Origin of the sequence: Hydrogenophaga sp. (genome assembly GCF_041633695.1) — a bacterium.
In the GTDB taxonomy this organism is placed as follows: Bacteria; Pseudomonadota; Gammaproteobacteria; order Burkholderiales; family Burkholderiaceae_C; genus Hydrogenophaga.
This window is the reverse complement of record NZ_JBFJMY010000008.1, coordinates 13,565-27,655: the sequence shown is the minus strand read 5'-3', so window position 1 is coordinate 27,655 and position 14,091 is coordinate 13,565. Positions and strand designations below refer to the sequence as shown.

At 64.3% G+C, this 14,091-nt stretch carries 12 protein-coding genes; 7 read left to right on the top strand and 5 right to left on the bottom strand.

What is annotated here, in order from left to right; genetic code table 11:
* Positions 1 to 2,007 (bottom strand): molybdopterin-dependent oxidoreductase (locus tag ABYB95_RS01140; protein WP_372656582.1); only part of this gene is annotated, 2,007 nt, incomplete at its 3' end.
* 139 nt (positions 2,008 to 2,146) lie between these two features.
* Between ABYB95_RS01140 and ABYB95_RS01135 the strand changes: the two genes are divergently transcribed.
* The 3 genes from ABYB95_RS01135 to ABYB95_RS01125 all read left to right on the top strand — a co-directional run bounded on the left by ABYB95_RS01135 (position 2,147) and on the right by ABYB95_RS01125 (position 5,711).
* Positions 2,147 to 3,292, top strand: coding sequence for an ABC transporter substrate-binding protein (locus tag ABYB95_RS01135; RefSeq protein ID WP_372656581.1), 1,146 nt, complete (start codon positions 2,147 to 2,149; stop codon positions 3,290 to 3,292).
* A gap of 107 nt (positions 3,293 to 3,399) precedes the next feature.
* Positions 3,400 to 4,617: a M20 aminoacylase family protein gene (locus tag ABYB95_RS01130; protein ID WP_372656580.1), complete on the top strand. Its 1,218-nt coding sequence runs from the start codon at positions 3,400 to 3,402 to the stop codon at positions 4,615 to 4,617.
* Positions 4,614 to 5,711: a M14 family metallopeptidase gene (locus ABYB95_RS01125; RefSeq protein WP_372656579.1), complete on the top strand. Its 1,098-nt coding sequence runs from the start codon at positions 4,614 to 4,616 to the stop codon at positions 5,709 to 5,711. The genes ABYB95_RS01130 and ABYB95_RS01125 overlap by 4 nt, the downstream gene beginning before the upstream one ends.
* A gap of 16 nt (positions 5,712 to 5,727) precedes the next feature.
* Here the strand turns inward: ABYB95_RS01125 and ABYB95_RS01120 are convergent, their stop codons facing one another.
* From ABYB95_RS01120 to ABYB95_RS01105, 4 genes are all read right to left on the bottom strand, one after another.
* Positions 5,728 to 6,501, bottom strand: coding sequence for a hypothetical protein (locus ABYB95_RS01120; protein WP_372656578.1), 774 nt, complete (start codon positions 6,499 to 6,501; stop codon positions 5,728 to 5,730).
* Positions 6,498 to 7,190 carry a TetR/AcrR family transcriptional regulator gene (locus ABYB95_RS01115; RefSeq protein ID WP_372656577.1) on the bottom strand — a complete coding sequence of 231 codons (693 nt, stop codon included), beginning with the start codon at positions 7,188 to 7,190 and terminating at the stop codon, positions 6,498 to 6,500. The genes ABYB95_RS01120 and ABYB95_RS01115 overlap by 4 nt, the downstream gene beginning before the upstream one ends.
* A gap of 3 nt (positions 7,191 to 7,193) precedes the next feature.
* Entirely contained in the window at positions 7,194 to 8,468 is a 1,275-nt protein-coding gene (locus ABYB95_RS01110; protein ID WP_372656576.1) for a patatin-like phospholipase family protein, read from the bottom strand.
* Between the two features lie 130 nt (positions 8,469 to 8,598).
* Positions 8,599 to 9,156, bottom strand: a complete 558-nt coding sequence (locus tag ABYB95_RS01105; RefSeq protein WP_372656575.1) for a phasin family protein — start codon at positions 9,154 to 9,156, stop codon at positions 8,599 to 8,601.
* Positions 9,157 to 9,385: 229 nt separating this feature from the next.
* On the opposite strand from ABYB95_RS01105, the gene ABYB95_RS01100 reads away from it, so the two are divergent.
* The 4 genes from ABYB95_RS01100 (at position 9,386) to ABYB95_RS01085 (ending at position 14,091) form a co-directional block, all read left to right on the top strand.
* Positions 9,386 to 11,380 carry an SDR family oxidoreductase gene (locus ABYB95_RS01100; RefSeq protein ID WP_372656574.1) on the top strand — a complete coding sequence of 665 codons (1,995 nt, stop codon included), beginning with the start codon at positions 9,386 to 9,388 and terminating at the stop codon, positions 11,378 to 11,380.
* A 61-nt stretch (positions 11,381 to 11,441) separates the two neighbouring features.
* Positions 11,442 to 12,353, top strand: coding sequence for an acetylglutamate kinase (argB, locus tag ABYB95_RS01095; protein ID WP_372656573.1), 912 nt, complete (start codon positions 11,442 to 11,444; stop codon positions 12,351 to 12,353).
* A gap of 147 nt (positions 12,354 to 12,500) precedes the next feature.
* Positions 12,501 to 13,178, top strand: coding sequence for a nucleoid occlusion factor SlmA (slmA, locus tag ABYB95_RS01090; protein ID WP_372656572.1), 678 nt, complete (start codon positions 12,501 to 12,503; stop codon positions 13,176 to 13,178).
* A gap of 196 nt (positions 13,179 to 13,374) precedes the next feature.
* Entirely contained in the window at positions 13,375 to 14,091 is a 717-nt protein-coding gene (locus tag ABYB95_RS01085) for a TetR/AcrR family transcriptional regulator (protein WP_372656571.1), read from the top strand.

Here is a 14,091-nt window from a genome sequence, read left to right as displayed (position 1 = left end):
CACCGGGCCGCGCCCCAGATCGGTCAGGAGCTGGCTGGTGAGCTGGTTGACGTTGTGGCCGTCCAGTCCGAATTTGCGCCACCAGATGCCCAGGCCGTTGACGACGCCAGGGCGCGCGCGGGCCGACACGTGCAGCTTGCAGCGGTGATCACCACGGTCGTTGAACACCCGCACCACGTCGCCATCGGCCAGACCACGCGCCTGGGCATCCTGCGCGTGCATTTCCAGCAGCGGCTCGCCTTCGATGTCGCGCAGGCTTTTCACGTTGACGAAGCTGGAGTTGAGGAAGTTGCGCGCGGGCGGCGAGATCATGGCCAGCGGGTAGCGGCCTGCGGGCTCGGCGGTTTCGTGGTTGGGCAGGTGGTCGGGCAGGCCGTCCAAGCCCTGGGCGACCAGGCGCGCGCTGAAGAACTCGCACTTGCCCGAGGGCGTGGGGAAGGCACCCTGGGCAAGCGGTGCGTCGGGCACGGGCAGGGTGGCATAGCCTTGTGTCAGCAAGGTTTCGAACTGCTCGGCGTCGCCAAACGCGGTTTGGCACAGGCGCAGGTCGTCGTCCTGGAAGCAGGGTTCGTCAAAACCCATGCGCCGCGCCAATTCGCGGAACACCGCGGTGTTGCTGCGCGCCTGGCCCACCGGCGCGATGCCCGGGCGGTTCAGCAGCACGTCGGTATGGCCGTAGCTGGCGTGGATGTCCCAGTGTTCCAGCTGGGTGGTGGCGGGCAGGATGTAGTCGGCAAAGTCGGCGGTGTCGGTCTGGAAATGCTCCAGCACCACAGTGAACAGGTCTTCGCGCTGAAAGCCTTTGACGACTTGGGCCGAGTCGGGCGCCACCGCCACCGGGTTGCTGTTGTAGACGATCACGGCCTCCACCCGAGGGCCGAAACCGGCGCTGGTTTCGCGCTGCAAGTCGTCGCCAATCTGCACCATATTGAGTGTGCGTGGTGTGCGTCCGGCCAGCAGATCGGGCCGGAACAAGGCCGTGCGCTGGACGGGGAAGTGCCCCGAGCTGCTGAGCAGCAAGCCACCCGCGCGGTGCCGCCAGGCGCCGGTGAGCGCGGGCAGGCAGGCCACGGCACGCACCGCGTTGCCGCCACCGCGCACCCGCTGCATGCCGTAATTCAGACGGATGGCGGCGGGCCGCGTGGTGCCCCAGGCGCGGGCCAGGTCGGTGATCTGCTGCACCGCAATGCCGCACACCTCGGCGGCCCGCTCGGGCGGCCATTGCAGGGCGCGCTCGCGCAAGCCTGCCCAGCCCAGGGTGTGCTGGGCAATGTAGTCGTGGTCCAGCCAGTCGTGCACGATCAACTCGTGCATCAGTGCCAGCGCCAGCGCGGCGTCGGTGCCCGGCCGCAGCGCGATGTGCTCGTGGCATTTGTCGGCAGTTTCGGTTTTGCGCGGGTCTATGCAGACCACGCGCGCGCCGTTGCGCTTGGCGGTTTGCACGTGGCGCCAGAAGTGCAGATTGCTGGCGATCGCGTTGCTGCCCCAGATCAGAATGAGCTGGGACTCGGCGAAAAACTCGACCTTCATGCCCACTTTGGCGCCCAGTGTCTGCACCAGACCCTCGCCACCGGCGGTGGAGCAAATGGTGCGGTCCAGCAGCGAAGCGCCGAGCCGGTGGAAGAAGCGAGCGGCCATGCCCTCGGCTTGCACCAAGCCCATGGTGCCGGCGTAGCTATAGGGCAGCACGGCCTGCGGATCGTGGGCGGCGATGGTCTGCAAACGCGCGGCGATGTCCGCCAGGGCGGCGTCCCAGCTCACCGGCTCGAACTGGCCGCTGCCTTTGGGTCCGACGCGCTTGAGGGGGTGCAGGATGCGCTCGGGGTGGTAGGTGCGCTCGGTGTAGCGCGACACTTTGGTGCAGAGCGCGCCACCGGTATGGATATGTGCCGGATTGCCCTGCACCCGTACGGCAACGCCGTCTTGCACCGTGGTGAGCAGGGAGCAGGTGTCCGGGCAGTCGTGCGGGCAGGCGCCCAGTATCTGGATCGGTTCGTCGGATGGCATCGCAGATTTCACGAAAAAAGGGGTTTCAGGATAGGTCTGGGCGTTGTACTGGTTGTATTTGATATAGGCTTCGGCTTACTCAGCTGCCTGGCCCGTCTGCCGGGAGCGCTTTGCGAAAGCAGAATAGCAGGAGAATCGCATGCAACGTCGGCAGGCCATCAAAAGTCTCAGTGGTATGGCAGGGGCTTCGGCCTTGAGCTGGCTGCCCACGCAGGCCATGAGTGCGGGTCTCACAGACACCAGCATCGTCCTGGGACAGTCTGCGCCCTTCAGCGGTGCGGCCGAGCAACTGGGGCTGCAGTTTTACCTGGGTGCCCAGCTGCATTTTGACGAAGTGAACCAGAAAGGGGGCGTCAACGGTCGGCAGATCGATCTCAAGCGCCTGGACGACGGCTACGAGCCCGACCGCTGTGTGGCCAATACCCGGCAGTTCATCGCAGACGACGTGTTCGCCCTGTTCGGTTACATCGGCACACCCACCAGCGTGAAGGCCCTGCCCTTGGCCACCGAGGCCAAGATCCCATTTTTTGCGCCCTTCACCGGCGCGCAGTCCTTGCGGGAACCGTTCAACCGCTACGCGGTCCATGTGCGGGCTTCCTACTTCGACGAAACCGCCGCCATCGTGCGCCAGATCACGTCGGTGGGCATCAAGAAGATCGCGGTTTTCCACCAGAACGATGCGTATGGACAGGCGGGTCTGGAGGGTGTGCAGCGTGCACTCAAACCACTCAATCTGGAGCCGGTGGCGGTCGACACGGTGGAGCGCAATTCGACCGACGTCGGAAAGTCCCTGGGCAGCATCATGGCCCAGCGGCCAGATGCGATCGTGCAGATCAGTTCCTACAAGTCGTGCGCCGCATTCATACGCCAGGCGCGCCAGGCGGGGTTCTCGGGCAATTTTTACAACGTGTCCTTTGTCGGCACGCAGGCTTTGCTGGACGAACTGGGCACCGAAGCGCGTGGCGTGGTGGTCAGCCAGGTGATGCCGTTTCCGTATTCGCAAGCCACGCCGATCTCAGGGGAGTACCTGGCGGCGGTGAAGGCCAAAAACGGCACCGTGCCCAATTATTCGGGCATCGAAGGTTTTGTCGCCGCCAAGGTATTTGTGGAAGCCGTGCGCAGGGCCGGGCGCGCTTTGACGCGGGACAGCTTTCTGGGTGCGGTCGAAAGCATGAGCAAGCTCAATCTGGGCGGGTTCCCGCTGGATTTTGGACCGAACAAACACATGGGCTCCCGTTTTGTGGAACTCACTTTGCTGACGCAGGACGGGCGGGTGCGCCGCTGAGGGATGGCGCCACCGGACGCGGACGGGTCCGGCGACCGACCCGGTGTCATGCAAGCGGCACCGCACTTGGGTACCATGGGCCACAGATCCCACGATTTGAGGCAGCCATGAAACTGATCGACTCCATCCTCACCCAGGCAGCGGATATTGCGGCCATTCGGCGCGACATCCACGCACATCCCGAACTTTGCTTTGAAGAAGTCCGCACCGCCGACGTGGTGGCCCGGCAGTTGCAGGCCTGGGGCATTCCGATGCACCGTGGCATGGGGACCACCGGCGTGGTGGGCATCGTGCACGGGCGCGACGGTGGCAAAAGTGGGCGCGCCATCGGCCTGCGGGCCGATATGGACGCGCTGCCCATGCAGGAGCACAACAGCTTTGCGCACGCCAGCCAGCACGCCGGCAAGATGCACGCCTGTGGCCACGACGGTCATACCGCCATGTTGCTGGCGGCGGCCCAACACTTCGCCCAACACCGCAACTTCGATGGCACGGTGTACCTGATTTTCCAGCCGGCCGAGGAGGGCGGTGGTGGTGCACGCGAAATGATCAAGGACGGCTTGTTCGAGCGTTTCCCCATGGAAGCGGTCTATGGCATGCACAACTGGCCCGGCGCGTCGGTGGGCACCTTTGCCGCCAGTGCGGGTCCTGTCATGGCCTCGAGCAACGAGTTCCACATCGTCATCCGTGGCAAGGGTGCCCACGCGGCCATGCCGCACAACGGCATCGACCCGGTGCCGGTGGCCTGCCAGATGGTGCAGGCGTTCCAGACCATCATCACCCGCAACAAACGGCCGGTGGACGCGGGCGTGATTTCGGTCACCATGATCCACACCGGCGAGGCCACCAACGTGGTGCCCGACACCTGCGAGATCCAGGGCACGGTGCGCACCTTCAGCAACGAGGTGCTGGACATGATCGAGCAGCGCATGCGCGAGATCGCCGAGCACACCAGCGCCGCCTTTGGCGCCCGTTGCGATTTCCGGTTCAAGCGCAACTACCCACCCACCATCAACCACGCCGCCGAAACCGCTTTCGCCCGAGAGGTGATGGCCGGCATCGTGGGCGCCGAACGCGTGATCGACCAGGAGCCCACCATGGGGGCCGAAGACTTTGCCTACATGCTGCAGGCCAAGCCCGGCTGTTACGCCTTCATCTCCAACGGCGACGGCGCGCACCGCGAGATGGGCCACGGCGAAGGCCCGTGCATGCTGCACAACCCCAGCTACGACTTCAACGACGATCTCATTCCGCTGGGGGCCACTTTCTGGGTGCAGCTGGCGGAGCAATGGCTGGCCCGACCGCTCAACAGCGCGTCCACATGATCGGCGTACAGGCCGCCTTTTCGCCGTCCTACGCCCGCGCCCGGGTGGCTTTTCTGGAGGGTGCGGCGGCGGCTGGTTTGGCCATTCGCAGCCATGTGCATCCGCTCAAAGGGCGCGAGGGCGAAACCTTGGCCATGGATCTGGCGCTGGATGGCCGGCCCGACGCCGAGCGCCTGCTCATCATCAGCAGTGCCTGCCACGGCGCCGAAGGCTATTGCGGTTCGGGCGTGCAGGTGTTTGCCTTGCACGACCAGGAATGGCGCGAACACGCACACGCCGCCGGTGTGGCCGTGCTCTACGTGCACGCGCTCAACCCGCACGGGTTTTCGTTTGGGCGGCGGGTGACGCATGAAAACGTGGACCTCAACCGCAATTTCCTCGATTTCCAGCAGGCGTTGCCCAGCAACCCGGCCTATGCCGACATCCATTCGCTGTTGCTGCCGGCAACCTGGCCACCCGACGACGCCAATCGCGCCGAGGTGGGCGCGCTGATCCAGGCGCGTGGTCTGCCCTATTTCCAGGCGGTGGTCTCGCAGGGGCAGTACAGCCATCCCGACGGCTTGTTCTTCGGTGGCACGGAGCCGACCTGGAGCCACGAAACCTGGCGCGAGGTGCTGCGCACCCAGGCGGGCAAGGCGGCCCGATTGGGTTGGATCGATGTGCACACCGGCTTGGGTGAAACCGGCGTGGGTGAGCGCATTCTGGCCTGCCATGACGACGCCGTGGCCTTGCAGCGCGCACAGGCCTGGTGGGGGGGCGATGGGCGCACGCCAGTGACCTCGATCTACGACGGCAGTTCCACGTCGGCTGTGTTGAGCGGCCAGATGTCGAACGCTGTGTACCAGGCCTGTCCGCAGGCCGAATACACCGGCATGGCACTGGAGTTCGGCACGGTGCCGATCACCGAGGTGTTGCAGGCTTTGCGCGCAGACCACTGGCTGCACCTGCACCCCGAAGCCAGCGACGCCTTGCGCCAGCAGATACAGCGGCAGATGCGGGACGCGTTTTACATCGACACCGATGTCTGGCGTGCCCAGGTGATCGCCCAGGCGCGACAGGCCATGTTCCAGGCGGTGCTGGGCCTGGGTGCTTGACGGTTGGGGGCCGGGCTTAGGCGCCCAGATCCATGCGCGCCGACTCCAGGTACAGGCGATCCATGGCGTCGAGCGGTTCGATGGCGCTGGCTTGTTCCATCAGCACCATCGCCTCGGGCAAGCGGCGTTCGCCATCCAGCATCAGCAGGCCGTTGGCGTACTCGGTCAAGGTGACGGTCGATTCCGGGTTGAGTTGCCGTGCGCGCTGGTAATGCTCCAGGCCGGCGTCTTTGCGCACGCCGTAGGTCATGCCGCCGATCATCGCGCCCACTTTGTCGATCACCTCGGCGTGAAAGTTGCCCAACGCCAGATGGGCGTCGGCGTGATCGGGTGCGAGCTCCAGTGTGTGCTCCAACGCCGCGCGCACCCGCGCGCCCAGGCCCATGGCCAAGGCTTTGGCCACACTGATGCCCTGGCTGTACCGGCCCAGGGCATAGCCCTGCCAATACCAGGCATTGGGGTTGATGGGCTGTGCATTTTGCTGAGCCAGGGCACGCTCGGCGGCCACCATGAACAAGTCCAGCCGATTTTTTTCCCGCGGTTCGACGTAGTTGGCATACACACAGGTGGCCTTGTTGGCCAAGGTGGCGCCGCGCGCGCCCAAGGCCTGGCCGGCCAGCGCCGCGTCTTCAAAGTGGCCGTTGTGGAACAGCACCCACGCCGCAAACAGTTCCGGGTCGTTGGGCAAAGGCTCGGCGTCGCCCCGGTGGAGTTGTGCCCACAAAGCACGGACACGGTCTGCATCCAGCGGTGGGCTGTCGGCAAACGGAGCCGGTACCCAGCGGCTCATGTCGCCCCCTTTTGCAAGGCAGGCAAACCAGCCGGCTCGTCTTCGTAGGCACCGGTGAGCTGCAGAAAATGGGCCCGTTGGCTGTTTTCCAGGTAAGGCGCCAGCAGCTGCAGCACGTGTTGCGCGCCGCGCATCAGGGCTTTTTGAGCGTTCTCGGGCTCCAGCGCATGGCGGGGGTCGCGCACGTATTCAAAGCTCAGCCAATAGGTGAGTACCACCACCATGCTGTTGGCGGTGGGTTCGAGTTCACGGGCGTCGATGTCGATGGCACCGCTTCGGCACATGCCACTGAGCAAGGTCCGGATCGCGCGGGTCTTGCTTTTCAGAACGGTCTGGAAGTGCACTTCCAGCAAGCGGTTTTTCGACAGCAGATCGTTCAGGTCGCGGTAGAGAAAACGGTAGGCCCAGATGATCTCGAACAGGGAGTGCAGAAAAAACCAGGCGTCTTCCACGTCGCGCACGCTGTCGCTGGCGTTGAGCAGTTCGTGCAGCGCGCGCTCGTAGCGCTCAAACAGCGAGTTGATCAGCTCGTCTTTGGCCGGGTAGTGGTAGTAGAGATTGCCGGGGCTGATGCCGAGTTCGGCCGAGATCAGGGTGGTGGAGACGTTGGGCTCGCCAAACCGGTTGAACAAGGCCAGCGTGGTTTCGAGGATGCGCTCGGCGGTCTTGCGTGGGGCTTTGGCGGCCATGGCTCAGCGCCCCGTTGTTCGTGGTGTGGACGGCACGGGTCCTGTTGGCGTGCCGAGCAGGTTCTGCAGTTGGTCCAGCGTGGCGTGCAACCGGGCGGCCACACCCTGCCGTTTTTCGTGCGCACCGGGTTCGGACGGGCGCAACAGGCGCCGATCGGGGTCGTTCAACACTTGCGTGTTCAAGCGCACGCCATGCCGTGCGAGTTGGGGGCCCAGCTCGGCCTGTCGCTCGCGCAGACTGCGCCGGGTTTGCTGGTAAGCGTGTTCGGCCATCTCGCGGCGCTGGCGGTAGCTGAAGGTGTTGGCGAAAAACAGTTCGGGGTCGCGCTGGTCGGGTTCGATCAGCACGATATCGGTGTTCGGGTATGCACGTTCGTAGTGCTTGAAGCCCAGCGCCAGCCGCGAGTGGATCATGGAGCGAAAGGTTTGGCTCATCACCGCGGGCAAGCCGCCTTTGATCAATGCCGGTATGCGCGAACCCGCCGCGCCAGCGCCAGTCTCCGTGTGAAACGGCACCAGCGGATTCAGGCACAACAACAAGTCCACACCCTCTTCGAGCGCAACGGTGGCGTGCAGGGTTTTCTTCAACGCGCCGTCCACGTAGTAGTGGCCATCGATCTCCACCGGCGGAAACAGGCCGGGCAAGGCGGCGCTGGCCTGGATCGCCTTGGAAATGGGCACGTGGTCCCAACCCGGGCGCCCAAAGGGTGCGGCCTCGCCGGTGTCGAGCTGCGTGGCCACCAGGGTGAGGCGGGCGCGCAGGCGCCGGAAGTCGTTGCTGCGGCCTTCGCTGCTGAACAGCCGCTCCAACTGGAGGTGGATGCCGCTGTTGTCGAGCAAGCCCGTCGGCAGGGCGGCGCCCAGTCGCTCCAGGGCTTGCAGCAGGGGCTTGCGCTGCGCGCCCCAGGCCCACGCCGCACCCGCGAACAAGCCGGGCAGGCGGCGTGCACTGCGGGCCCATTCGGACCAAGCCGGCTTCAAGAGCCAGGACGGGTCGAAGTTCTGATCGGTGGGCAGATCCTCGATGAAGGCTTGGCAGAGCTGGCGCGGCGTCAGATCGTTGGCCAGGCCTGCCGCGATGAAGCCGCCGGCAGACACACCCACGTAATGGTCGCAGCGGTTGAAGTCGATGCCCAGCAGGCAGTCGTCCAGCGCACACAGCGCACCGATCTCGTAGATGGCGCCGAGCGGACCACCACCGGCGAGTGCCAGAGCGATGCGGGGACGGTGTGACGTCGGCTCGGCTGTGCGATGAGGGGCTTGGCGGGACGTCGTCATGCGTTCGAGTGTAGACCGCAGGCGCCGACTGGGATGCTGCATTGCAGCATCTGGCGCGGGCGGAAAAAAGGGGCGTCATGCGCCCCTGGGAGTTTGGACGGCGCAGCGCGGTACCAGCGCTTCACCCGCCTCAAGCTGCGGTTTTGCGCGTGGTCTTGCGCACCACTTTGCTGGCCTTTTTGGCCGGTGCTTTGGCGGCGGCTGTTTTGCGAACGGCGACCTTGCGCGCGGCCGTTTTGCGCGCGGCGGGCTTGGCTGCAGCAGGCTTGCCGCCCAGGCTCTGGACCTGTTGGCTCAGTGTGTCGATGCGGGCGATCAAGGCATCGACATCTTTGGCCGAGGGCACACCCAGCTTGTTGAGGGCTTTGGCGACGCGCTCTTCAAAGATGTTCTCGAGCTTGTCCCACTGGCCGGCGGCCTTGGTGGAGATGCCGGTGGCCATGTTGCTCATGCGGTTGGTGGCTTCGGAGATGCGCTCCTCGGCCACGGCCTGGGTTTTGCGCTGGATGCTCAAACCTTCTTTGACCAGGGTGTCAAAAGCCTTGCCGCCTTCGTCTTGGGCCTTGGAGAAGGCGCCCAGACCCGCCAGCCAGATTTGCTGCGCCGAGTCTTTGATGGCGCCGGACAAGGGGGAAGCGGTGCCGCTCGCCGATTTGTTGCTGCTGGATTTCTGGATTTTTTTGACCATGGGAACTCCTGATGGGAAAGGGAATGAAGAGCTGGGGTGCAGGTGTGGGTGGCGGTGCCTGGCTGGCACGCCATGCCACCAATGTAAATGGCCGGTCGGTGCCCTGTGTAGGGAGCTTGGACTAAATCGAATGCCCTGCACGCGGGTTATTGCGGAATGGGAGACCTGCGCTTCTGGTCAAGAATGGCAAGCATCATTGCCCTCTTCATCGCCTCAACAGGAGACATCCATGCGTTATTTCGTCACCGGAGCAACCGGGTTCATTGGCAAGCGGCTGGTCAAGCAGTTGCTGCAGCGCAAGGGCTCGGTGGTGCACTTTCTGATCCGCGCCGAAAGCGCTGGCAAAGTGGCCGATTTGCGCGAGCACTGGGGTGTGAGTGCGGCGCGTGCGGTACCGGTGTTTGGCGATCTGACGGCGAAGAAGCTTGGCGTGGCCAGCGACGAGGTGAAAGCGCTCAAAGGTCAGATCGACCACTTCTTCCACCTGGCGGTGGTCTACGACCTGGGGGCGGACGAGGAAAGCCAGATCGCGGTGAACGTGGAGGGCACGCGCAACACGGTGGAGTTTGCCAAGGCGATTGGCGCCGGGCATTTCCACCACGTGTCTTCGATCGCCGCAGCGGGTTTGTACGAAGGGGTTTTCCGCGAGGACATGTTCGACGAGGCGGAAAACATCGAACACCCGTATTTCATGACCAAGCACGAGAGCGAAAAAATCGTGCGCCTGGAATGCAAGCTGCCCTGGAGCGTCTACCGCCCCGCGCTGGTGGTGGGCGACAGCCAGACCGGCGAGATGGACAAGATCGATGGGCCGTACTACTTCTTCAAGCTGATCCAGCGCATGCGCCAGATCCTGCCGCCGTGGATGCCCAGCATGGGCCTGGAGGGCGGGCGCATCAACATCGTGCCGGTGGATTTCGTGGTGGATGCGCTGGACCACATCAGCCACCAGAAGCGCGCCTCAGGCCAATGCTTCCACCTGGTCGATCCGGTGGGCTACCGTGTGGGCGACGTGCTCGACATTCTGAGCCGTGCGGCGCACGCGCCCAAGATGAACCTGTTCGTCAACGCCGCCTTGTTGGGTTTTATTCCCAAGAGCGTCAAGAAGGGACTGATGGCGCTGGCGCCGGTGCGCCGGGTGCGCAACGCCATCATGCAAGACCTGGGCTTGCCCGAGGACATGTTCACCTTCGTGAACTACCCGACCCGTTTCGATTGCCGCGACACCCTGGCAGCGCTCAAGGGCAGCGGCATCGCATGCCCCAACCTCAAGGACTACGCCTGGCGGCTCTGGGACTATTGGGAACGCCACCTGGATCCCGACCTGCACATCGACCGCAGCTTGAAGGGCACGGTGGCGGGCAAGGTGGTGCTGGTCACGGGCGGGTCGTCCGGCATTGGCCTGGCTGCGGCGCACAAGTTTGCCGAAGCGGGGGCCACCACCATCATTTGTGGTCGCGACCAGGACAAGCTGGACCTGGCCTGCCAGGAAGCCGAGGCCAAGGGTTACCGCTTTGTGGCCTACGCGGCCGACATCGCCGACATGGCAGACGCCGACCGCTTTGTGAAGCAGTTGATCGAAGACCACGGCGGCGTGGACTTTCTGATCAACAACGCCGGGCGCTCCATCCGCCGCGCCATCGAGGCCAGCTACGACCGTTTCCACGACTTTGAACGCACCATGCAGCTCAATTATTTCGGCTGCCTGCGCGTGACCATGGGCTTTCTGCCCGGCATGGTCGCCAAGAAGAAGGGCCATGTGGTCAACATCAGCTCCATCGGCGTGCTGACCAATGCGCCGCGTTTCAGCGCCTACGTGGCCAGCAAGTCGGCGCTCGACGCGTGGACGCGCTGCGCCTCCAGCGAGTTTGCCGATCAGGGCATCACCTTCACCACCATCAACATGCCGCTGGTGCGCACGCCCATGATCGCCCCGACCAACATCTACAACAACGTGCCCACGCTGGCACCCGAAGAGGCGGCCGATCTGATCGCGCAGGCCTGCATCTTCAAGTCGGTGCGCATTGCGACCCGCCTGGGCATCACCGGCCAGGTGATGCACGCGCTGATGCCGCGCGTGGCGCAAATCGTCATGAACACCAGCTTCCGCATGTTCCCCGATTCGTCCGCTGCCAAGGGCGTGAAAGGCGAGAAGGCCGCCAAGCCCCAGCTCTCGCCCGAGGCGGTTGCGATGCAGCAGATGATGCGGGGCATCCATTTCTGACGCGGTGGCGTCGCGCGTGGGGCCTACAATTTGAACGAACCCTTCCAACCCACCTGCCGCCATGACCAGCACCGAACAAACCCTTGTTGATATCTCGTCCATCCTGCCGCGCGAAAAAGCGGAGATCCTGGCGCAGGCGCTGCCCTACATCCGCAAGTTCCATGGCAAGACCATGGTCATCAAATACGGCGGCAACGCCATGACCGATCCGGCCTTGCAGCAGGACTTTGCCGAAGACGTGGTGCTGCTCAAGCTGGTGGGCATCAACCCGGTGGTGGTCCACGGGGGCGGCCCGCAGATCGAGAACCTGCTGCAGCGCCTGGGCAAAAAGGGCGAGTTCAAGCAAGGCATGCGTGTGACCGACGCCGAGACCATGGAGGTGGTGGAGTGGGTGCTGGCCGGCCAGGTGCAGCAAGACATCGTGGGCCTGATCAACCAGGCCGGTGGCAAGGCCGTGGGCCTGACCGGGCGCGACGGCGCCATGATCCACGCCAAGAAGCTCAAGCTGGCCGATCGGCAAGACCCTGCGCTGGAACACGACGTGGGCCAGGTTGGTGACATCGTGGGCATAGACCCGAGCGTGGTCAAGGCCTTGCAGGACGACGCGTTCATTCCGGTGGTCACGCCCATCGGTTTCGGTGAGCACAACGAGAGCTACAACATCAACGCCGACGTGGTGGCCGCCAAGCTCGCCACCGTGCTGCAGGCCGAGAAGCTGCTGATGCTGACCAATATTCCTGGCGTGCTGAACAAGGCCGGTGAACTGCTGACCGAGCTCACGCCGCGCCAGATCGACGAGCTGTGCGCGGACGGCACGATCTCGGGCGGTATGTTGCCCAAGATCGCCGGCGCCATCGACGCGGCCAAGAGCGGCGTCAACGCGGTGCACATCATCGACGGCCGGGTGCCGCATGCGCTGCTGCTGGAGATCCTGAGCGACCAGCCTTTTGGCACCATGATCCGTTCGCACTGAAGGGCGGGTGCGCTGTTTGGTCTGGGCGGCGCAGGTCTGCGGGTTTGTACGGGTGTACGAAAGCCTGTGCGAGAATTCTTGTGAGGGAAGACACACCCAGGCTTGGTACCACGGCCTGACCGCCGAAAACGAACGGATCCACCGCCCATGACCTCCACTGTTCCAGAGTCCCATCCTGCGCCAGAGCCGATCGAGGACGCGGATGCTGCGGCATCTGCCGTTGGCCAGCCGCGCAAGCGGCCCAAGCCTGGCGAGCGCCGGGTGCAGATCCTGCAAGCCCTGGCGACGATGTTGGAGCAACCCGGAGTTGAACGCATCACCACGGCGGCGCTGGCCTCACGGTTGGAGGTGAGCGAAGCGGCGCTGTACCGCCACTTCGCCAGCAAGGCGCAAATGTTTGAAGGGCTGATCGAATTCATCGAACAGTCGGTGTTCGGTCTGGTGAACCAGTTGAGCGAGCGCGAGCCCGATGCGGTGGTGCGCTCTCGCAAACTGATCACCCTGCTGCTGCAGTTCGGGCAGAAAAATCCCGGTATGGCGCGTGTCATGGTGGGCGATGCTCTGGTGTTCGAGAACGAGCGCCTGCAACAACGCATGAACCTGTTTTTCGACAAGATCGAATCGGCGCTGCGGCAAAACCTGCGCGAAGCCGCGGTGTTCACTGGAGCCTCCACACCCACGGTCGATGCGCAGGCCGACGCTTCGGTGATCACCGCTTTTTGCGTTGGGCGCTTGCAGCGTTTTGCGCGCAGTGGCTTCAAGCGCGCGGCGGACGAAAACCTGGAACACAGCCTGGCCATGCTGCTGCCTGGCACACACCTCTGAGCGGCGCCCTGGTAATCCCGCGTGCAGAGCGGGTGGTGCGTGCGTTTAGAGCACAGCCCCTAAACATTTCCCAGGTATTTGGGCTTCTGGCTTGCGGTGAGGCGCTTTTTTGATCCAAAATAGCACGACCGTTCGATTATTGATTCATCCCCCATCTTCATATCCCCACGCTTTCTTTGCACGCACCCACCCAGACATGAGCGCCTCCTCTTCCGCAAAACGCACCACCCACCTGGCGAGCCAGCCGAGCTTGCCCAAGGGGCAGCAGACCAAGGCCGCCATCGTGGATGCGGCCCTGGGTCTGGCGACGCAGATTGGTCTGGAGGGTTTGTCCATCGGTGCGCTGGCCGAGGTCATGCAGATGAGCAAGTCGGGCGTCTTCGCGCATTTTGGATCGCGCGAAGAACTGCAAATTTCGGTGGTGCGCGAGTACCACAAGCGGTTTGAAGACGAGGTGTTTTATCCGGCCATGAGCGCCGCGCGCGGCTTGCCGCGCTTGCGTGCGCTGTTCGGCAACTGGATGAAGCGCACCTCGGTGGAGCTCGATTCGGGCTGCATTTACATCAGCGGCGCGGTCGAATTCGACGACCGTCCCGGCCCGGTGCGCGATGCACTTGCCAGTTCGGTCAACACCTGGCTGGCCGCCATGCGCCGCGCGGTGGAGATCGCGACCGAAGAAGGCCATCTGCGCCCCGATACCGATGCCAGCCAGATGGCGTTTGAAATCCACGCCTCGATTCTGGCCCTGCATTACGAAGCCCGCTTTCTGCGAACCCCCCAGTCCGTGCAACGCGCTTTGCTGGCGTTTGAAAGCATCACCGATCGGTACAGCGCCCATGGCGCTGCGCCTGCGGCGTCCAAGCCCCGGACCCGCACCCGCACCATCCCGGTTGGCGCCACTTCGGTGCGCTGA

What these genes read in the sequence shown, in the direction of transcription:
- ABYB95_RS01135 (WP_372656581.1), top strand. Translation starts at nt 2,147, where the DNA reads ATGCAACGTCGGCAGGCCATCAAAAGTCTCAGTGGTATGGCAGGGGCT.
- ABYB95_RS01130 (WP_372656580.1), top strand. Translation starts at nt 3,400, where the DNA reads ATGAAACTGATCGACTCCATCCTCACCCAGGCAGCGGATATTGCGGCC.
- ABYB95_RS01125 (WP_372656579.1), top strand. Translation starts at nt 4,614, where the DNA reads ATGATCGGCGTACAGGCCGCCTTTTCGCCGTCCTACGCCCGCGCCCGG.
- ABYB95_RS01120 (WP_372656578.1), bottom strand. Translation starts at nt 6,501, where the DNA reads ATGAGCCGCTGGGTACCGGCTCCGTTTGCCGACAGCCCACCGCTGGAT.
- ABYB95_RS01115 (WP_372656577.1), bottom strand. Translation starts at nt 7,190, where the DNA reads ATGGCCGCCAAAGCCCCACGCAAGACCGCCGAGCGCATCCTCGAAACC.
- ABYB95_RS01110 (WP_372656576.1), bottom strand. Translation starts at nt 8,468, where the DNA reads ATGACGACGTCCCGCCAAGCCCCTCATCGCACAGCCGAGCCGACGTCA.
- ABYB95_RS01105 (WP_372656575.1), bottom strand. Translation starts at nt 9,156, where the DNA reads ATGGTCAAAAAAATCCAGAAATCCAGCAGCAACAAATCGGCGAGCGGC.
- ABYB95_RS01100 (WP_372656574.1), top strand. Translation starts at nt 9,386, where the DNA reads ATGCGTTATTTCGTCACCGGAGCAACCGGGTTCATTGGCAAGCGGCTG.
- argB (WP_372656573.1), top strand. Translation starts at nt 11,442, where the DNA reads ATGACCAGCACCGAACAAACCCTTGTTGATATCTCGTCCATCCTGCCG.
- slmA (WP_372656572.1), top strand. Translation starts at nt 12,501, where the DNA reads ATGACCTCCACTGTTCCAGAGTCCCATCCTGCGCCAGAGCCGATCGAG.
- ABYB95_RS01085 (WP_372656571.1), top strand. Translation starts at nt 13,375, where the DNA reads ATGAGCGCCTCCTCTTCCGCAAAACGCACCACCCACCTGGCGAGCCAG.